Here is a 19,132-nt window from a genome sequence, read left to right as displayed (position 1 = left end):
GTCGCGGGCGGGCATGGGAACCTGCCTGGCCCGTCGGCCCGACCGGCGCGAACACCGGACCGGGCGTCGTCGCTTCGCGGCGGTGGTCACCGCTGGGCGCTCGCACTATCGCTCTCTCCCCATCAGTGCGCTGGTCGGTCGAGGGCCTCGCCCAGGTAGTCCTTGTCTGTCACCAGGACCCAGAGGGCGAGCACCATGATCACCGCAGCCACGAGGACTGCATTGACCAGCGCCGGCTCGACCATGCGGAAGTCGAGCAACCAGGGCGACACCGCCAGCCAGGCTGCCAGCGCCACTTCGGTCCACTCTTCCCACTGGTGCGGCACGAAGGTCGCGCCCAAGGCCACGGCGCCCAGCACGATGCCGGTCGCCACCATGGTCCACATGGCGAGCGAATTGCCCTGAAAGCCCAGTACCCATGGCGAGACGATCAGCCACACGCCGGCGACGGCGTTGACGGGGTCCTGCCAATGCTTCACATGCTTCATGGTCGTACCTCCTGTCGCAGCACGACGCCACGACACTGGTTGGACTGCCGCGCCGCGCCGTGGTTCCGCCATGCGGCATGGCGCGAGCCGCGCGGGGCTTGCGGATCGGCGCCGCCTTCCTATACTTGAGTGCGCACTCAACTAAACGAACGATGGAGACCGTCGACGCATGGCCAGGCCCCGCAGCGCAGACAAGCACAACGCCATCCTCGAGGCGGCGCTGGTCGAGTTCGGCCGGCGCGGCGTGTGGGCCACGCCGACCTCGGCGATCTCGCGCACCGCGGGCGTGGCCGAGGGCACGTTGTTCACCTACTTCGCGAGCAAGGCGCTGCTGACCGACGCGCTGTACCGCGCGCTGAAGACCGAGCTGGCCGGCGTGATGCTGGCCGACTGGCCCGAGGCGGCCGACCCGCGCACCCAGTTCCACCACATCTGGGACCGCTACGTGCGCTGGGGCGTGGCGCACCCCGGCAAGCTGCGCGTGCTGGCGCAGCTCAAGGTCTCCGACGAACTGAGCGACGAGAGCCGCGCCGCCGGCATGGCGCCGTTCGCGCGCCTGGAAGCGGTGGCGCAGGAGTGCATGCGGCGCGGGCTGGTCGTCGAGCGACCGATGGAATTCCTGGGCGCGATGCTCACGGCGATGGCCGAGACCACCGTCGGCTACATCGCGCAGGCCGGCGACGCCGAACCGGCCTTCGACTACGCCGAAGCCGGTTTCGAGATCTTCTGGCAAGGCATTGCCGTGCCGCCCTGAGGACGACTGCACCTCTGAACGACAAGACCCCACCGAAGAAAGACCACGCCATGCCCCAACTCAAACGCCGCCACTTCGTGCTCGGCACCCTCGGCGCCGCCGGCGCCCTGGTCGTCGGCTGGGCCGCCACGCCGGCGGCTTCGCGCCTCGTGCCCGGTGCGCCACTGCCGGCGGGCAACGGGCAGGTCGCGCTCAACGGCTGGGTCAAGGTGGGCAGCGACGACACCGTCACGCTGGTGATGACGCAGTCGGAAATGGGGCAGGGCACCCACACCGGCCTGGCGATGCTGCTGGCCGAAGAAATGGACGCTTCGATGTCGCAGGTGCGGCTCGAGCAGGCCGGCTTCGACGCCATCTACAACAACCAGGCCATGATCCTCGACGCGCTGCCCTTCAGGCCCGGCGACGAGGGCTTCGGCAAGCGCGCGGCGCACCAGGTCGTGGGCAAGCTGCTGCGCACGATCCCGGGGCTTTCGGGCACGGGCGGCTCGTCGAGCGTCACCGATCAGTGGGGCCCGGTGCGCGAGGCCGGCGCCTCGGCGCGGCTCATGCTGGTGGGCGCGGCGGCGGCGCAGTGGCAGGTGCCCGCCAGCGAATGCCGCACCGAGGCCGGCCGCGTGCTGCACCCGGCCTCCAACCGCAGCGCGCGCTTCGGCGAACTCGCGGCAAAGGCCGCGCAGCAGCCGCTGCCCACGGCGGTGAAGCTCAAGGCACAAGCCGACTTCCGCGTCATCGGCCAGCCGCAGCGGCGCATCGACAACGCCGGCAAGCTCAATGGCACCGCCACCTACGGCATCGACGTGCTGCCGCCGGGCCTGCTGTACGCCAGCATCGCCATGTGCCCGACGCTGGCCGGCCGCGTCGCGCGCTTCGATGCGAAGGCCGCCGAGGCGCTGCCCGGCGTGCGCAAGGTGATGGCGCTGGAACCGGTGGCCGCGAGCCTCGTGGGCACCGGCAGCACGGCGGGCGGTGTGGCCGTGATCGCCGACACGCCGTACCACGCGATGCGCGCGCTGAAGCAGGTCGACATCGACTGGGACCACGGCCCGGCCGCGAGCCTGTCGAGCGCCGAGATGATCGACCGCCTCGCGCGCACGCTCGACGCCGATGCGGGCAATGCGCGCCTGGATACCGGCGGCGTGGCGGCGGCGCTGAAGTCCGCCGCGCGCACGATCGAGGTCGAGTACCGCGTGCCCTTCCTGGCGCACGCCACCATGGAGCCGATGAACTGCACCGTGCAGTTCAAGGACGGCGCCGCCACCGTCTGGGCGCCCACGCAGGCGCCGGGCTTCGCGCGCGCCGCGGTCGCCAAGGCGCTGGGCATCGACGCCGAGAGGGTCACGCTGCACGTGACCTACCTGGGCGGCGGCTTCGGGCGGCGCTACTTCATCGACTTCCTGGTGCAGGCTGCGCAGCTCGCGCGCGAGGCCGGCGGCGCGCCGGTGCAACTGATCTGGTCGCGCGAGGAAGACATGACGCACGACTTCTACCGCCCCGCCTACGTGGCGCTGTGCAAGGCCGGCTTCGACGCGGCGGGCGCGCTGGTCGCGTGGCAGACCACCAGCGCCGGCTCCAGCCTGGGTGCGCCGTCGTTCATGGACAACTCGACCGACGGCGCCTGGAACACCGCCTACGACTTCCCGCAGGCCCGCGTGGCGCACGTGCCGGTCGAATCGGCCGTCACCACCGGCATCTGGCGCTCGGTGGCGCATTCGCAGAACGGCTTCTTCGTCGAGAGCTTCATCGACGAATGCGCCGTCGCCGCCGGCAAGGACCCGGTCGCCTTCCGCGCCGGCCTGCTCGCCAAGGACGCGCGCCACCTGGCGGTGCTCAAGCGCGTGGCCGAACTCTCGAAGTGGGGCGAGCCGCTGGCCGACGGGCCCGACGGCACGAAGCGCGCACGCGGCGTGGCCATCCACCGCGCCTTCGGCAGCATCGTGGCGCAGGTGGCCGAGGTGTCGGTGACGCCCGAGCGGCAGATCCGCGTGCACCGCGTGGTGTGCGTGATCGACTGCGGCCTGCCGGTCAACCCCAACCTGATCCGCCAGCAGATGGAAGGCGGCATCGTGTTCGGCCTGTCGGCGGCGCTGCGCGGCGAGATCACCGTGGCGCGCGGCCAGGTGCAGCAGAGCAACTTCCACGACTACACGCCGCTGCGCATCGACGAGTGCCCGGCCATCGAGGTCGACATCCTCGCCGGCACCGGCGCCGAGGTGCCGCCCGGCGGGGTGGGCGAGCCCGGCACGCCGCCCATCGCGCCCGCCGTGGCCAACGCCGTGTTCGCGCTGACCGGCCAGCGCCTGCGCAGCCTGCCTCTGCGGCTGGCCTGATCTCCCGGAACAGCAAGAAAGACACCCCATGACCACCACCACGCTGAAGATCAACGGCCAGACCGCCACCGTGAGCGCCGAGCCCGACACCCCGCTGCTATGGGTGCTGCGCGGCGAGATGAAGCTCGTCGGCACCAAGTTCGGCTGCGGCAAGGCGCTGTGCGGCGCCTGCACCGTGCACCTGGACGGCCAGGCCGTGCGCTCCTGCGTCACCCCGCTGGAGGCCGTGGGCGGGCGCGAAGTCACCACCATCGAGGGCCTGAAGGGCCGGGAGGCCGACGCCCTGCGCGCGGCCTGGACCGAGGTCGACGTGGTGCAGTGCGGTTACTGCCAGAGCGGCCAGCTCATGTCGGCCTGCGCGCTGCTCAAAACCACGCCCAAACCCAGCGACGACCAGGTCTCGGACGCCATGCGCGGCAACATCTGCCGCTGCGGCACCTACCCCCGGATTCGCGCCGCGATCCACCTGGCGGCAGAAACAGCGGGGCGGTAACGCAGAAACCGGGGTGGTTGTTTACAGAAGTTAATAATTTTTCCGTAATTCTCGAAAAAGTCGCCAGAACGGTATTTTTACGGAAATTGGGGATATGAAGCTTCGATACGCCGCCGTACCATCCGCGCGGCCCGCTTCCGGCCGTCCCCTGTTTCCGACTTTCGATGACCCCCCCAGATCCCTCGCGGACGCGCGTTCTGTCCGTGGCCGACACGCTGCGCACCCGCATCTTCGACGGTGCGATCGCCCCCGGCGCCCACCTGATGGAGATTTCGCTCGCCAATGAGCTTGGCGTGTCGCGCACCCCTGTGCGCGGCGCCATGGCGCGGCTGGCCGACGAAGGGTTGCTGGTCTACCACCCGCAGCGGGGTTTCCAGGTGCGCCGTTTCGACGCCAAGGACGTGTTCGACGCCTTCAGCGTGCGCGCCACGCTCGAAGGCATGGGCTGCCGCCTGCTCAGCGAGCGCGGCCTGGGCAGCGAGGCGCTGGCCGAACTCACGGCCATGGTCGACGAACAGCACGCGCTGCTGCACGAGCACGGCGAATGGACCGACGAGCGGGCCGACCTGTGGCAGGACCTGAACCAGGCTTTTCACCTCAAGCTGCTGTCGCTGGCCGACAACCGCTGGCTCAGCGAGGCCGTGCAGCGCGCCTGCCAGCTGCCGGTGATCTTCGACAGCCGCTCGCGCCCGCACAAGCACGACGCCGCCATGCTGATGTACCGGCACGGCCAGGCCCTGCAGGCGCTGGAAGAGCACCGCTGCATCGTCGAGGCGCTCGGCCGGCAGGAAGCGGCGGGCGCCGAAGCCGCCATGCGCGAGCACATCAACGCCAACCGCGACCTGCTGGTGCTCTACCTGCGCCAGAGCGCCGGCCGCACCCGCGCACTCGCCTGATCAGCCGCCGCGCGCCACCGGCGCCATGAGGTAGGCCCCCGACTCGAACAGCTGCGCCTCGGCCTGGTCGATGCGCCGGATCACCGGCTTGCCCGCGCGGCTCGCCAGCAACTCGACCAGCGCTTCCGTCACGGCCACGCCGGCCGCCACCGACGGGAAGAACGAGGGGCTGTGGATGGTGAAGAGCAGCGTCTCGTCCGCCAGCAGCGACAGCGGCGAGGTCACGCTGTCGGTGATCGCCACGATGCGGCAACCGGCCGCCTTCGCGGCCTCGGCCACCTGCAAGGCTTCGCGCGAGTAGGGCGCAAAGCTCGCCACCACCAGCGCGTCGCCCTTGGCGAAGGCGCGCTGCTGCATCTCGAGCGAGCCGCCCTGGCCGTCCACCAGGTGCACGCTGGTGCGAAAGAGCCGGTACACGTACACGAACGAGAAGGCGATCGGAAAGCAGGCGCGAAAGCCCGCCGCGTGCACGGCCGGCGCCTTCTCCAGCAGCGCGCAGGCCTTGAGCAGCGCCGGCCCGCTCTGCTGGTGCGTGAGCTCCAGGTTGCGCCGCTGCACCTCGAACATCTCGCCCGCCAGGCCCTGGTCGGCGACGCGGCCCACCAGCTGCTTGGCGCGCCCGCCGTAGGTCTCGGTGCCCAGGCCCATGTCGGCGGCGAAGGCCTCCTTCAGCTGCGGCCAGCCCTCGAAGCCCAGGTGCTGGGCGAAGCGCACCAGCGTGGCCGGCGTGCTCTGCGCGCGCGTGCCGACGTTGCGCATCGAGCCCGTGACCACTTCGTTCGGGTGGTCGAGCACGTAGCGCGCCACCTGCTGCAGGGCGGGGCTCAGTTCGTTGAAACGCTGGCGGATCAGTTCTTTGGCGCCCATGGCGGTGTCTCTTTTCTCTCGGTGTCTGGAACGAATGTACCGGAGCAGGGAAATCCCGGGAGTTGACGGAACAAATGTTCCAAACAATAATTTGAACGAAACGTTAGTTCCAAACACAGGCCCCCCGCTTTCCTCCCGCCATGACGCGCGTCTTCCACCGCCACCTTCGCCAGACCCCGCCCGTTGCCGCCAGCGCGCAGGGCATGTTCATCCGCGACGCCGAAGGGCGCGAATACCTCGATGCCTCGGGCGGCGCGGCCGTGTCTTCGCTCGGCCACGGCCATCCCGAGGTGATGGCCGCCATGCACGCGCAGATCGACACACTGGCCTACGCCCACACCAGCTTCTTCACGAGCGAGGTGGCCGAGCAGCTGGCCGACGAACTCATTGACGGCGCCCCCGAAGGCATGAGCCACGTGTACCTCGTGAGCGGCGGTTCCGAGGCGGTGGAGTCGGCGCTGAAGATGGCGCGCCAGTACTTCGTGGAGATCGGCCAGCCGCAGCGCACGCACTTCATCGCGCGCCGCCAGAGCTACCACGGCAACACGCTGGGCGCGCTCGCGGTGGGCGGCAACGCCTGGCGGCGCGAGCCCTTCGCGCCGATCCTCGTGCCGGCCACGCACGTCGCGCCGTGCTACCCGTACCGCGAGCAGCGTGCCGACGAGAGCGCCGAGCAGTACGGCCTGCGCCTGGCAGATGAGCTGGAAGCGGCCATCGTCGCGCAGGGTGCTGACCGCGTGATCGCCTTCGTGGCCGAGACCGTGGGCGGTGCCACCGCCGGCGTGCTCACGCCGGTGCCGGGCTATTTCAAGGCTGTGCGTGAGGTCTGCGACAAGTACGGCGTGCTGCTGATCCTCGACGAGGTGATGTGCGGCATGGGCCGCACCGGCTCGCTGCACGCCTGCGAGCAGGAGGGCGTGGTGCCCGACCTGATGACCATCGCCAAGGGCCTGGGCGGCGGCTACCAGCCGATCGGCGCGGTGCTCGCGCAGCGCCGCATCGTCGAGGCCATGTCCAAGGGCAGCGGCTTCTTCCAGCACGGCCACACCTACCTGGGCCACCCGATGGCCTGCGCGGCGGCGCTCGCGGTGCAGCAGGTGATCCGCCGTGACGGCCTGGTCGCCAAGGTGCGCGACGACGGCGTCGCCTTCGGCGCGATGCTGGCCGAGGCGCTGGGCGAGCACCCGCACGTGGGCGACATTCGCGGACGCGGCTTCTTCTGGGGCGTCGAGCTGGTGGTCGACCGCGCGAGCAAGAAGCCCTTCGATCCGGCCCTGGCCGTCAACGCGCGCCTCAAGAAAGACGCGATGGCGCGCGGCCTGCTGTGCTACCCCTTCGGCGGCACGGTCGACGGCCGCCAGGGCGACCACGTGCTGCTGGCGCCGCCGTACATCGCGACGCGCGATCACCTGCAGGAGATCGTCGCGCGGCTCGCCGCCTCGGTCGACGCGGTCACGCGCGGCGCGACGCGCTGAGCCACCGCCCCTTTTTCTTCAACCGCCGTTCCGAGGAGCGTTCCATGCCCCAGCTTCGCCCGTCGCTTTCCATCGCCGCCGCCGCCTTCGCGCTGGCCCTTGCCGCCCTGGCACCGACCGCTCCCGCACAGGCGCAGCCCGCCAACGAAACGCTCGCCAAGATCAAGGCCAGCGGCGCCATCACCTTCGGCTACCGCGAGGCCTCGTTCGGCTTCTCGTACCTGGACGCCAACCTCAAGCCCGTGGGCTACAGCATCGAGATCTGCAACCGCATCGTCGACGCGGTGAAGACCGAGCTGAAGCTGCCGGCCGTCGAGGTCAAGTACCAGGCCGTGACCTCGGCCAACCGCATCCCGCTGGTGCAGAACGGCACGGTGGACATCGAGTGCGGCTCCACCACCAACCTGGTCGAGCGCCAGTCGCAGGTGGCCTTTTCGCCGGACATCTTCCGCTACAACGTGCGCACCTTGGTGAAGGCCGATTCGGGCATCAAGAGCATCGCCGACCTGCAGGGCAAGACGGTGGTCACCACCGCCGGCACCACGTCGTTCCGCCTGCTGCGCGCGGCCGACAAGGGCCGCAGCCTCGAGGTGAACCAGCTCTCGGGCAAGGACCACACCGACTCGTTCCTGCTGGTCGAGAGCGGCCGCGCGCAGGCCTTCGTGCTGGACGACATCCTGCTGGCGGGCCAGATCGCCAACGCGCGAAATCCGAAGGATTTCGTCATCACCGGCGAGAGCCTGCGCACCGAGAACCAGTCGCTGATGTTCCGCAAGGACGATCCGGCCTTCAAGGCGCTGGTGGACCGCGTGGTGTCGGGCATGATGAAGTCCGGCGAGATGGAAAAGCTCTACAGCAAGTGGTTCATGTCGCCGATTCCGCCCAAGGGCATCAACATCAACTACCCGCTCAATGCCGAGACGAAGGAGGCCTTTGCCAACCCGTCGTCCAAGGGCATCTGATCTCACCTGACTTCATGACACGCATCGCCCTCATCCACGCGCTCTCGCATTCCGTCGCCCCCATCAACGAAGCCTTCGCACGCGACTGGCCCGAGGCCGTGCGCATGAACCTGCTGGACGACAGCCTCTCGGCCGACCTCGCGCGCGACGGCAAGGGGCTCGACGCGGCGATGCACGAGCGCTTCCAGCGCCTGGCGCAGTACGCGGTGGACACGGGCGCGCGCGGCATTCTCTTCACGTGCTCGGCCTTCGGGCCGTGCATCGAGGCGGTGGCGCAGCGGCACGCGGGCATTCCGGTGCTCAAGCCCAACGAGGCCATGATCGAAGAGGCCGTCCAGGGCGAAGGCCGGCTGGGCCTGATCGCGACTTTCGCGCGCACGCTGGAATCGATGCCGCCGGAGTTTCCTGCGGGCATGGCGCTCGAACTCGCGCTGGCCGAGGGCGCGCTGGCCGCGCTCGATGCGGGCGACACGCAGCGCCACGATGCGCTCATCGCCGAACAGGCCGCGGCGCTGCGTGCGCGCGGATGCACGCGCATTGCCCTGGCTCAGTTCAGCATGGCGCGCGCGCGTGGCGCCTGCGAGGCGGCCAGCGGCCTGCCGGTGCTGACGACGGTCGACAGCGCGGTGCGCGCGTTGCGCCGTCGCGCTTCAGTGTGAGCCGCCGTTGCCGACGACCGTGACCAGCGTGGTCATCGCCACCTGCGCCGCCTCGCCGCGCGCGAGCGGGCGGCCCGGGCCGGCGTTGCCGCTGTCGGTTTCCAGGCCCTGTGCCAGGCGGCGGTAGATGTCCGACGAGGGCATGGTCGCCGCCGTGCCGAGTGCGTCGCAGTAGGTGTCGGTGAGCACGGCGGCCAGCCGTTCGCGCTCGGCGTTGGAGCGCATGGGCGCCTCGGCGGCGAAGACCGACGCCACGCAGTGCATCAGGTAGGCCTGCGTTTCGAGCGAGAAGGCCTGCTGGCGCACGTAGTCTTCCACCGCGTGCCAGAAGAGGGTGTCGGAGGTGCGGCGCCAGCTTTCGAGCACCTTGCGCGACTTGGCGACCAGGTCGGCGTGCGCGTCGTGCGGCTCGCTCGGGCGCAGCGCCAGGCCCTGCAGCGTGAGCGCGGCCACCGGGCCGGCCGCGCCGAGCAGGAAGCTCCAGAACTTCCAGCGCGCAAACCATTTCTTGTCGTGGGCCGGGCCCAGCGGCTCCAGCAGTCGGAAGTCGATGCACAAGGCGGCGTCGGCCTGCAGGCCGGAGGCCATGCGGTCGGCCTCCACATGGCCTTGCGCGACGATGCAGGCGCTGGCGCCGCAGTGGTCGATGTCGGCCAGGCGCTGCGTCAGCTGGCGCAGCTCGTGGGCCGAGGCGCCGGTGGCTTCGGCCACGCGCAGCATGCCGTGGCACTGCTCCCGCTCCAGCTGGCAGGGGCTCTTGAGACGGTCTTCGACATGGTCGTCGAGCGTCGAGGGGCGTTCTTCTGCGACGCAGTCCTCGAGTTCACTCCCGGTGGTGAACGTTGACATGGATGCTCCTTCGGGCGCAGATGAATAACTGTTATCAATATGTATTAACGCGCCGAGGTCGAACATCACCTGAACTAGGTATTTCCGTGGGCGGGCTGCCTTGTGTTCCACCGGCGGAACGGCGCCTGAACAGGGCCTGACCGATGGCCTCGCCATAATTGCCGGTCTTTCAAGGAGTACGCGTGGATATCGTTTTGCTGGCCAAGGCCGCTGTCATGGGCATCGTGGAGGGTCTGACCGAATTCCTGCCGATCTCGTCGACCGGCCACCTCATTCTTGCGGGCTCGCTGCTGGGCTTCGACGACGCCAAGGCCAAGGTGTTCGACATCGCCATCCAGACCGGCGCGATCTTCGCGGTGATCCTGGTCTACTGGCAGAAGATCCATTCGACCGTGGTGGCGCTGCCGCGCCAGCCCAAGGCGCGCCGGCTGGCGCTGAACATCCTCATCGGTTTTTTGCCCGCGGTGGTGCTGGGCCTGCTGTTCGGCAAGATGATCAAGGCGCACCTGTTCATCCCGACCGTGGTGGCGAGCACCTTCATCATCGGCGGCTTCATCATCCTGTGGGCCGAGAAGCGCCCGCCCGGTTCGGTGCGCGTCGAGCACGTGGACGACATGACGCCCTGGGACGCGCTCAAGGTCGGCCTGGTGCAGTGCTTCGCGATGATCCCCGGCACCAGCCGCAGCGGCTCGACCATCATCGGCGGCATGCTGCTGGGCCTGTCGCGCCAGGCAGCCACCGATTTCTCGTTCTTCCTGGCGATTCCGACGCTGATCGGCGCGGGCGCCTACAGCCTCTACAAGGAGCGCGCGCTGCTGTCGGTGGCCGACATTCCGCTGTTCACGGTGGGGCTGGCCTTCTCGTTCATCAGCGCATGGCTGTGCGTGCGCTGGCTGCTGAAGTACATCAGCACCCACAACTTCATTCCGTTCGCCTGGTATCGCATCGCCTTCGGGATCGTGGTGCTGGCCACGGCGTGGACCGGCGCAGTCGTCTGGGCGGAATAAGCCAGCAGCCTCAGGCCGCCGCGCCCAGCAGCGCGCCGGCGGCCTTCGCCTCCCGCCGCACGGCGATGGCGATCGGCCCGTCGATCGACGGATCGAACCCGCCCGTGGCGCCCAGCGCGGTGATCACGGCGCACACCCTTCCCGCGTAGTCGTACACCGGCGCCGCCACGGCGCTGATGCCGCGCAGGTAGGTGTCCCGCACGATGGCGCAGTGCGCCTGCTGCACCTCGCGGCGCAGCGCGCCGATGGGGTCGTCGGCATCGAGCAGCGCGCGCATGTCCTCGGTGGCGTCGGCCAGTTCCTGCTCGGCCAGCGCCACCACGCGCGACTCGTCGAGCAGGCCCAGGAAGGCGCGCCCGGTGGCCGACCACAGCATCGACATCACCGAGCCGGCGCGCACGTTCACCGTCACCGGCAGGCCCGGCTCCTCGAAGCGCACGATGGTCGGGCCCTTGTTGCCCATCACGGCGACGAAGCAGGTCACCTCCAGCGATTCGCGCAGGCGGATCAGGCAGGGCTCGGCCGCGCGGATCGGGTCGGCCTGGCGCATGGCGGCCAGGCCGATCTGGATCGCCTCGGGCCCCAGGTAGTAGTGCTGCGAGGCGGTGTCCTGGCGCACCAGGCTTTCTTCCATCAGGCTCGCGAGGTAGCGGTGCACCTTGGCCGGGCTCTCGCCCACGTGGGTGGCCAGGGCCGTGAGGCTGCTGCGCCCGCCCAGGTGCGCCAGGCCCTTGAGCACGGCCATGCCGGTCTCGGCGGACTGCACGCGCTGGCGGCGCTCGCGGGGAGGAGAAGAGGGAGCTTCGGCGGGGGAGGTCATGTCGTCGGCATCTTAGGTGGCGGCCCAGGTGGCCGGGTAAACCCGCGGATCAGTGATTACGCAATGCGTATGATAATTACGCAATACACAATATCCACTCCGGAGACACCCGATGAAGATGCACTTCGCCCGCGGCCTTGCGGTCCTGTCCCTCGCTGCCCTGGCCACCGCCGCCAGCGCCCAGACCGCCTTTCCGGCCAAGCCCATCCGCTGGCTCGTGCCTTATGCGGCCGGCGGCGGCTCCGACTTCCTCGCACGCACCGTCGCCCAGACGCTGTCGACACAGGTCGGCCAACCCGTGCTGGTAGATAACAAGCCGGGTGGCAACACCGCGCTGGCCGCCGCCGAAACCGCGCGCGCCCCGGCCGACGGCTACACCGTGCTCTCGGCCGACAACGGCACGCTGGTGTTCAACCCGGCGCTGTACAAGTCGCTGAGCTACAGCCCCACCAAGGACCTGACGCCCGTCACGCTGATGGGCAAGTTCCCGATGATCCTGGTGGTCGGCGCCAACTCGGGCTTTGCCACCGCCAAGGACTTCATCGCGCAGGCCAAGGCCAAGCCGGGCGGCATCAACTACGCCTCGGCCGGCGCGGGCAGTCCGCACCACCTGGCGATGGAACTGCTGAAGGTCGAGGCCAAGCTCTTCATGGTCCACGTGCCGTACCGCGGCGCGGCGCCCGCGCTGGCCGACGTGGTCGGCGGGCAGCTGCCGGCCATGATGGTCGACATGGCCGCCGGCGCCGGCTTCATCAAGGGCGGCAAGGTGCGCGCGCTGGCCGTGGCCAACCCCACGCGCCTGCCGCAACTGCCCGACGTGCCCACCTTCGCCGAGCTCGGCTACAAGAACGTCGAGGCCGCCGCGCTGGTCGGCGTGGTGGTGCCCGCGGCCACGCCGGCCGACGTGGTGAACACGCTCAACCGCCAGCTGGTGGCCGCCATCCACGAGCCCTCGGTGAACAAGCGCATGGTCGACTTCGGCGTCGAGCCCGTGGGCAACACGCCCGCGCAGTACACCGAGCTGCTCAAGGCCGAGACCGCGCGCTGGCACAAGCTGATCCGCGACCTGAAGATCACGCTCGACTGAGTCTGCTGCCATGTCCGATACCGCCATGCCTTCGCGCACCTCCGGTTGCCCCGTCGCGCACGGGGCGCTCTCCGCCGAGCGCACGCCCACCGGCTGCCCCGTGAGCCAGCGCGCCGCCGAGTTCGATCCCTTCGAGGACGGCTACCAGCAAGACCCGCCCGAGTACGTGCGCTGGGCCCGCGAGCAGGAGCCGATCTTCTACAGCCCCAAGCTGGGCTACTGGGTGATCACGCGCTACGACGACATCAAGGCGGTGTTCCGCGACAACCTCACCTTCAGCCCGTCGAACGCGCTGGAGAAGATCACGCCCACCGGCGAAGAAGCCAACGCCGTGCTCGCAAGCTACGGCTTTGCGCTCAACCGCACGCTGGTGAACGAGGACGAGCCGGCCCACATGCCGCGCCGCCGCGCGCTCATGGACCCGTTCACGCCCGAGGCGCTGAAGCACCACGAGCCGCTGGTGCGCGAACTCGCGCGCAGCTATGTCGACCGCTTCATCGACGACGGCCGCGCCGACCTCGTCGACCAGATGCTGTGGGAAATCCCGCTCACCGTGGCGCTGCACTTTCTCGGCGTGCCCGAGGAAGACATGGACACGCTGCGCAAATACTCCATCGCGCACACCGTCAACACCTGGGGCCGCCCCAAGCCCGAAGAGCAGGTGGCCGTGGCGCACGCCGTCGGCAACTTCTGGCAGTACGCCGGCAAGGTGCTCGACAAGATGCGCCAGGACCCCGACGCACCCGGCTGGATGCAGTACGGCATCCGCAAGCAGATGCAGCACCCCGAGGTCGTCACCGACTCGTACCTGCACTCGATGATGATGGCCGGCATCGTGGCCGCGCACGAGACCACCGCCAACGCCACCGCCAACGCCGTGAAGCTGCTGCTGCAGCATCCGCAGGTGTGGCAGGAGCTGTGCGACGACCCGGGCCTCATTCCCAACGCGGTGGAAGAGTGCCTGCGCCACAACGGCTCGGTGGCCGCCTGGCGCCGGCTTGTCACCAAAGACACGCAGGTCGGCGGCGTCGACCTGCCGGCGGGCTCGCGCCTGCTGATCGTCACCTCGTCGGCCAACCACGACGAAGGCCACTTCGCCGATGCCGACCTGTTCGACATCCGCCGCGACAACGCCAGCGACCACCTGACCTTCGGCTACGGCTCGCACCAGTGCATGGGCAAGAACCTGGCGCGCATGGAGATGCAGATCTTCCTGGAGGAGTTCACGCGCCGGCTGCCGCACATGCGCCTGTCGGAGCAACGCTTCAGCTACGTGCCCAACACCTCGTTCCGTGGGCCCGAGCACCTGTGGGTCGAGTGGGACGCGCGCGCCAACCCCGAGCGCGCCGATGCCGGCCTGCGCGACGTGCAGGTGCCCGTGCGCATCGGCGAGCCGTCGGCGCATGCCATCGCGCGGCCCGTGGTGGTCGAGCGCGTGACGCCGGTGGCCGACGGCATCGTGCGGCTGCGCCTGGTGTCGCCCGACGGCAAGCCGCTGCCGCGCTGGACGCCGGGTTCGCACATCGACGTCGAATGCGGCACGCCCGAGCTGTCGCGCCAGTACTCGCTGTGCGGCGACCCCGACGAAGCCCACGCGCTGGAGATCGCCGTGCTGCACGAGCCCGAAGGCCGTGGCGGTTCGGCCTGGGTGCATGCGAACGTGAAGGCGGGCGACCGCCTGCGCATCCGCGGGCCACGCAATCACTTCCGGCTCGACGAGTCGCTGCCGAAGGCGATCTTCATCGCCGGTGGCATCGGCATCACGCCCGTGAGCGCGATGGCGCGGCGCGCCAAGGCGCTGGGCATGGACTACGAACTGCACTACAGCGGCCGCAGCCGCGCGAGCATGGCCTTCGTCGACGAGCTGGCCGCGCTGCACGGCGAGCGCCTGCATGTGCACGCGGCCGACGAAGGCCGGCGCAACGACCTGCGCGCGCTGCTGGCCACGCCCGTGCCCGGCGCGCAGGTGTACGCCTGCGGCCCGCTGCGCATGCTCGAAGCGCTCGAAGACTGCTGCGCCGCGTGGCCCGAGGGCGCCTTGCGCGTGGAGCATTTCGAATCGACGCTGGCCACGCTCGACCCGTCGAAGGAACACGCCTTCGAGGTGGAGCTGAAAGACTCCGGCCTCGTCATCACCGTGCCGCCCGACCAGACCTTGCTGACGGCCCTGCGCGCAGCCAACGTCGATGTGCAGAGCGACTGCGAGGAAGGCCTGTGCGGTTCCTGCGAAGTGCGCGTGCTGGCCGGCAAGGTCGATCACCGCGACGTGGTGCTCACGCGCAGCGAGCGCGATGCGAACACCAAGATGATGGCCTGCTGCTCTCGCGCCTGCGAAGGACGGTTGGTGCTCGAACTCTGAGGCCTTTCTCCACGCGCATTGATCTATCGCAAGTGTTCCGCAGCACGCCCACCGCACAGTGGGGCGTGCCGAATCGGCACCTCACCGAAAGAACCATGTGATGAAGACGAGAACCACCGCGGCCCTGCTTTTCACGGCGCTGCTCGCCGGCCCCGTGCTGGCCGCCACCTGCGACATCGAGATCGAAGGCAACGACGCGATGCAGTTCAATAAGACCGCCATCGCCGTGCCGGCCAGCTGCAAGCAGTTCACCGTGAAGCTCAAGCACGTCGGCAAGATGCCCAAGGCCGCGATGGGCCACAACTGGGTGCTGAGCAAGGCCGCCGACGCGCAAGGCGTGGCGGCGGACGGCATCGGCGCGGGGCTGGACAAGGCCTACGTGAAGCCGGGCGATGCCCGCGTCATCGCGCATTCGAAGGTCATCGGCGGCGGCGAGGTCGATGCCGTGAGCTTCGACGTGAGCAAGCTCAAGGCGGGAGACAGCTATGCGTGGTTCTGCTCGTTCCCGGGGCACGCGTCGCTCATGAAGGGCACGCTGGCGCTGGTCAAGTAACCGCCGCACCGCCCAGAGGCATCCGCAGCACCACCTGCGTCTCGCCGGGGCGCGACTGCAGCTGCAGCTGCGCGCCCAGGCGGCGTGCCCGCGCCCGCAGGTTGCGCAACCCCGCGCCGCCGCTCACGCCGTCCACCGCGAAGCCCCGGCCGTCGTCGCGCACGCTGAGCTGCAGTTCGGCGCCCGCGCGCGCCACCGTCACGTCCACGCGCCGGCCCGCGCTGTGCTTGAGCACGTTGGTCAGCGCCTCCTGCAGGAAGCGCATCAGGTCCAGGCTCTGCGAGGGCGCGAGTTCGAGCGTGTCGATGCCCGAGACCTTCCAGCGGCAGTCGATGCCGTTCGCGTCCAGCAGCTGCGCGCTGCGGTAGCGCAGCGGCGCCAGCAGCTCGCCGAGCGCACGCGCGCCGTCGTCGCGGCCGGTGGCGTCGATGATCAGCCGCAGGTCGTCGCGCAGGCTCTTGAGCATCGCCAGCAGCTGCGGCGCGCTGAGGTGCTCGGGCGTGCGCTCCAGCGTCGCGATGCTGCCCACCAGCATGCCGCCCAGGCCGTCGTGCAGGTCGCTCACCAGGGCCACGCGCTCGCCGATGCGCGCGTGCGCGAGCTCCAGCGCGTGCTGCTGCGCGAGCGTGGACGCGAGCTCGGCCTTGGCGGCGTTCACTTCCTCGATCAGCTCGGTGTTGAAGTTCTCGATGCGCCGCAGGCTCTGCACGAAGCGCCCGGCCTGCGTCAGCGCCATGCCCAAGAGCAGCACGTACGAGGACATGGTCGTGTAGTAGATGTTGCTGTCGATCACCTGCGTGAACACCAGCAGGTCGTGCGCGCCCGTGAGCGCCGACACCGCCATGAACGGCGCGAGCGAACGCATCGGGCTGCCCCGGTGGCGCAGCGCGTGGAAGATGCCGCTGCTGTTCACCACGATGATCGTGAGGCCGCCCACCAGCGTCCAGATCGCGCGGTGGGTGGGCAGGTTGGCGGTGCCCGCGAACCACAGGTCGAGCACGCCCACGGCCGCCACCGCGAACGCCGCAATCTCCAGGCGCGGCAGGCGCCGCCCGGCAAAGCGCAGCACGAACACGCCGTACGACACGCTGAAGAACAGCAACAGCGAGGTGTTCAGCGCCTGCCAACTGTGGTTGCTGGCAAAGGGCCACGGGCTGGTGGCGATCTGGTTGTAGCCGAACAGCAGCCACAGCACCGACATCGCCGCGAACCAGCCGTAGGCCGTCTCGCGCCGGCGCAGCAGCCACCACGCCGCGAAGAAGGCCGACACCGCCGCGCTGGTCGCCAGGCCGAACACCTGCAGGTCGCGCCGCATGAGCTGCTCGCGGCCGAACTCGGCCTGCATGAGCGCGGGCGCGCCCAGGCTCACCGGGCCCAGCCCGGCCTGGTAGGCCGACAGGCCCGACACGCGCACGAGCAGCGTGTTGGTGCCGGCGCGCAACTGCGGCGCGTCCAGCAGCCAGTAGCGCGGCGAGTTCCATGCGCGCGTGAGCGGCTCGATCAGGCTGCGGTCGCGCCAGATCGTCGTACCGTTGAGCGAGACCTCGCCGGCCATGTTCAGGTAGTGCAGCAGCAGCCCGGTTTCGGTCACGGGTGCGGGCTGCTCCCAGGTCAGCCGGTACCAGACCACGCCGTCGAAACCGGGCCAGCGCGTGGCCCAGCTGTCGGGCAGGGCGACGGGCGTCCAGCCGTCGGAGGGCGGGGTCGTGTCGTCCCAGCCGGTGCCGCGTGCGGCTTCGGCGCGAAGTTCGGGAACCACCGGTGTTTGTGCGTGTGCGCTGCCCGACGAGAGCAGCAGCCACAGGGCCCACAGCAGGAGGCCCGCAAGGAACCTCAGCGCAGCAAGCCCTGCCTTCGGCCCTGGTAGACCGCCTCGGTGCGCGAGTTGACGGCCAGCTTGCGGTAGATGTTCTTGGTGTGGCATTCCACGGTGAGTCTGGAGATCGACAGCGCCTCCGCCATGTCGCGGTTGCTCATCCCTTGCGACACGAGCTCGAGGATTTTGCGCTCGCGCGGCGTCAGCATGACGGGCGTGGTGGCGGGCGTCAGCGACGGGTCGTCGGGTGGCGAGGGCAGGCCGGGCAGCTGGGTCGCGACCCAGCCGAGGATGCGACGGGCGATGGCCGGGTCGATCGGTGCGCCGCCTTGCTCGATGCTGCGCAGCGCGATGCTGAGTTCGAGGTCGTCGCGTTCCTTCAGCAGGTAGCCGATGGCGCCGGCGCGCAGCGCCGCGAAGATCACGGCCTCGGTGCGCCAGGCCGAGATCACCACGGCGGGCACCAGCCGGTGGTGCACGTGCATCCACTCGATCAGGTCGACGCCGCTGCCGTCGGGCAGGCCGATGTCGATCAGCGCCACGCCGAAATGCTGCTGCTCCAGCAGCGAGCGGGCCGAGGTCAGGCTGTCGGCCCAGGCGATCTGGGGCTCGTCGCATCCGAGCGTCGACAGCACGTACGCCAGGCGCTCGCGCATCGCCGGATCGTCTTCGACCACCAGCGCGGGGCTCAGCGAGACCACTTCAACGTCTTCCAGGAGAGGGGCAGACATAGGACGACATTTTTGAGCCGTGGTGTACGTGGTGCAACGTTTTTTCTTAAATGAAACGACTGTTTCTAAAGTTCCTATTTGTATCTTGATGTTAATTCAAAGCGACCGCAACCCTAATCGAGGATGACCCCTCCGCTCAGGTTGACTATTGCGCCCGTGATGGCCCCGGCCAGCGGCGAGGCCAGGAACAGCGCGGTGCCCGCGAGCTGCTCCAGCGAGGGCAGGCGTTCGACCAGCAGCCCCTCGGGCCGCGCGGCCAGCATCTGTTCGACCGTGAGGCCCATGCGCTCGGCTGCCGGGCGAAATACCTCGCCGCTGTGCGAGCCCGCGGCCACCGCCTCGGGAATCGCGTGCGAGCGGATGCAGGCCGTGCGGATGCGAAAGGCCGCCAGCTCGCCCGCCATGTGGCGCGCGAGCCCCTCCACGCCGGCGCAGGCCACGGCATGTCCGAGGTACCCGGGGCCGGGTAGGCGCGAGGCGGGCGTCGACACCGACAGGATCACGCCGCCGCCGCGCGCCGCCATGTGCGGTGCCACGGCCTTGGCGGTGAGGAAGTTGCTGCGCGTGTAGGCGTGGATGGGGAGGAAGAAGTCTTCCAGCGACAGCTCGGCCAGTGGCCGGCCCTGCACATGGAAGACGCCGACCGCGTTGAACGCGAGGTCGATGCCGCCGGCCTGCTCGGCCACTTCGGCTGCGTGGCGCAGCATCGCGGCTTCGTCCAGCGCATCGACCACCGCGGCCTGCGCACGGCCGCCGGCGGCGGTGATGTCTCGCACGACCGAATCGAGCTTGTCGCGGCTGCGGCCGGTGATGAACACGCGGGCGCCTTCGCGTGCAAAGGCGCGGGCGACGGCGCCGCCGAGGGCACCGCTGCCGCCGTGGATCACGGCGCAGCGGTCTTTCAAAGACAGGGCATTCGAGGGCATGAGAGCTTCTCCTTGGCGTGAATGGCGACCCGCGACATGCGGGCGCTCGTTCCAAGGACG

18 protein-coding genes are annotated in these 19,132 nt (G+C 69.6%); 11 read left to right on the top strand and 7 right to left on the bottom strand.

The features are described from left to right. Positions 1-122: 122 nt before the first annotated feature. On the bottom strand, positions 123-488 hold the full coding sequence (locus tag AC3WQR_RS28245) for an SPW repeat protein (RefSeq protein ID WP_062474873.1): 366 nt from the start codon (positions 486-488) through the stop codon (positions 123-125). Positions 489-657: 169 nt separating this feature from the next. On the opposite strand from AC3WQR_RS28245, the gene AC3WQR_RS28240 reads away from it, so the two are divergent. The 4 genes from AC3WQR_RS28240 to AC3WQR_RS28225 all read left to right on the top strand — a co-directional run bounded on the left by AC3WQR_RS28240 (position 658) and on the right by AC3WQR_RS28225 (position 4,961). Beyond that, positions 658-1,242 (top strand): TetR/AcrR family transcriptional regulator, encoded by a 585-nt coding sequence (locus AC3WQR_RS28240; RefSeq protein ID WP_369646350.1) that lies wholly within the window; start codon positions 658-660, stop codon positions 1,240-1,242. Between the two features lie 50 nt (positions 1,243-1,292). Further along, on the top strand, positions 1,293-3,572 hold the full coding sequence (locus AC3WQR_RS28235; RefSeq protein ID WP_492745193.1) for a xanthine dehydrogenase family protein molybdopterin-binding subunit: 2,280 nt from the start codon (positions 1,293-1,295) through the stop codon (positions 3,570-3,572). Between the two features lie 28 nt (positions 3,573-3,600). After that, positions 3,601-4,065, top strand: a complete 465-nt coding sequence (locus AC3WQR_RS28230) for a (2Fe-2S)-binding protein (protein WP_307637588.1) — start codon at positions 3,601-3,603, stop codon at positions 4,063-4,065. Between the two features lie 164 nt (positions 4,066-4,229). Beyond that, entirely contained in the window at positions 4,230-4,961 is a 732-nt protein-coding gene (locus tag AC3WQR_RS28225; RefSeq protein ID WP_492745191.1) for a GntR family transcriptional regulator, read from the top strand. Here AC3WQR_RS28225 and AC3WQR_RS28220 read toward each other — a convergent pair whose 3' ends face one another. Continuing rightward, positions 4,962-5,828: a MurR/RpiR family transcriptional regulator gene (locus tag AC3WQR_RS28220; RefSeq protein WP_095746150.1), complete on the bottom strand. Its 867-nt coding sequence runs from the start codon at positions 5,826-5,828 to the stop codon at positions 4,962-4,964. It abuts the gene before it with no gap. A 140-nt stretch (positions 5,829-5,968) separates the two neighbouring features. On the opposite strand from AC3WQR_RS28220, the gene AC3WQR_RS28215 reads away from it, so the two are divergent. Genes AC3WQR_RS28215 through AC3WQR_RS28205 form a run of 3 tightly spaced genes read left to right on the top strand, consistent with a single transcriptional unit; the run spans position 5,969 to position 8,924 of the window. Then, the gene (locus AC3WQR_RS28215; protein ID WP_492745189.1) at positions 5,969-7,303 is read left to right on the top strand and encodes an aspartate aminotransferase family protein; all 1,335 of its coding nucleotides are present in this window, start codon (positions 5,969-5,971) and stop codon (positions 7,301-7,303) included. Positions 7,304-7,347: 44 nt separating this feature from the next. After that, positions 7,348-8,265, top strand: coding sequence for a transporter substrate-binding domain-containing protein (locus AC3WQR_RS28210; RefSeq protein ID WP_492745187.1), 918 nt, complete (start codon positions 7,348-7,350; stop codon positions 8,263-8,265). Positions 8,266-8,279: 14 nt separating this feature from the next. Then, positions 8,280-8,924: an aspartate/glutamate racemase family protein gene (locus tag AC3WQR_RS28205; RefSeq protein ID WP_489058310.1), complete on the top strand. Its 645-nt coding sequence runs from the start codon at positions 8,280-8,282 to the stop codon at positions 8,922-8,924. Here the strand turns inward: AC3WQR_RS28205 and AC3WQR_RS28200 are convergent. Next, on the bottom strand, positions 8,916-9,773 hold the full coding sequence (locus tag AC3WQR_RS28200; RefSeq protein ID WP_492745185.1) for a hypothetical protein: 858 nt from the start codon (positions 9,771-9,773) through the stop codon (positions 8,916-8,918). The genes AC3WQR_RS28205 and AC3WQR_RS28200 overlap by 9 nt on opposite strands. A 182-nt stretch (positions 9,774-9,955) precedes the next feature. Here AC3WQR_RS28200 and AC3WQR_RS28195 point away from each other — a divergent pair, with 182 nt between their 5' ends. After that, complete coding sequence (locus tag AC3WQR_RS28195; protein WP_492745183.1) at positions 9,956-10,780, top strand: undecaprenyl-diphosphate phosphatase; 825 nt, start codon at positions 9,956-9,958, stop codon at positions 10,778-10,780. A gap of 10 nt (positions 10,781-10,790) precedes the next feature. Here the strand turns inward: AC3WQR_RS28195 and AC3WQR_RS28190 are convergent, their stop codons facing one another. After that, positions 10,791-11,600, bottom strand: a complete 810-nt coding sequence (locus AC3WQR_RS28190; protein ID WP_062474916.1) for an IclR family transcriptional regulator — start codon at positions 11,598-11,600, stop codon at positions 10,791-10,793. Positions 11,601-11,712: 112 nt separating this feature from the next. Between AC3WQR_RS28190 and AC3WQR_RS28185 the strand changes: the two genes are divergently transcribed. From AC3WQR_RS28185 to azu, 3 genes are all read left to right on the top strand, one after another. After that, a complete protein-coding gene (locus AC3WQR_RS28185; RefSeq protein ID WP_492745181.1) occupies positions 11,713-12,687 on the top strand; it encodes a Bug family tripartite tricarboxylate transporter substrate binding protein in 975 nt (324 codons plus the stop codon). A 10-nt stretch (positions 12,688-12,697) separates the two neighbouring features. Further along, positions 12,698-15,046 (top strand): cytochrome P450/oxidoreductase, encoded by a 2,349-nt coding sequence (locus AC3WQR_RS28180; RefSeq protein ID WP_492745179.1) that lies wholly within the window; start codon positions 12,698-12,700, stop codon positions 15,044-15,046. Positions 15,047-15,146: 100 nt separating this feature from the next. Next, positions 15,147-15,599, top strand: coding sequence for an azurin (gene azu, locus AC3WQR_RS28175; protein ID WP_492745177.1), 453 nt, complete (start codon positions 15,147-15,149; stop codon positions 15,597-15,599). Here azu and AC3WQR_RS28170 read toward each other — a convergent pair. The 3 genes from AC3WQR_RS28170 to AC3WQR_RS28160 form a co-directional block, all read right to left on the bottom strand. Beyond that, complete coding sequence (locus AC3WQR_RS28170; protein ID WP_157627365.1) at positions 15,592-17,523, bottom strand: sensor histidine kinase; 1,932 nt, start codon at positions 17,521-17,523, stop codon at positions 15,592-15,594. The genes azu and AC3WQR_RS28170 overlap by 8 nt on opposite strands. Continuing rightward, a complete protein-coding gene (locus tag AC3WQR_RS28165; RefSeq protein ID WP_062474925.1) occupies positions 17,433-18,146 on the bottom strand; it encodes a response regulator transcription factor in 714 nt (237 codons plus the stop codon). Before AC3WQR_RS28165 ends, AC3WQR_RS28170 begins: the two co-directional genes overlap by 91 nt. Before the next feature lie 113 nt (positions 18,147-18,259). Beyond that, positions 18,260-19,072 (bottom strand): SDR family NAD(P)-dependent oxidoreductase, encoded by an 813-nt coding sequence (locus AC3WQR_RS28160; RefSeq protein ID WP_492745173.1) that lies wholly within the window; start codon positions 19,070-19,072, stop codon positions 18,260-18,262. Positions 19,073-19,132 lie beyond the last annotated feature (60 nt).

Source organism: Variovorax sp. FW305-3-2-15-B-LB1 (genome assembly GCF_058787635.1).
Note: the sequence above shows the minus strand (reverse complement) of the source record. Positions and strands in the feature narration are given on the sequence as shown.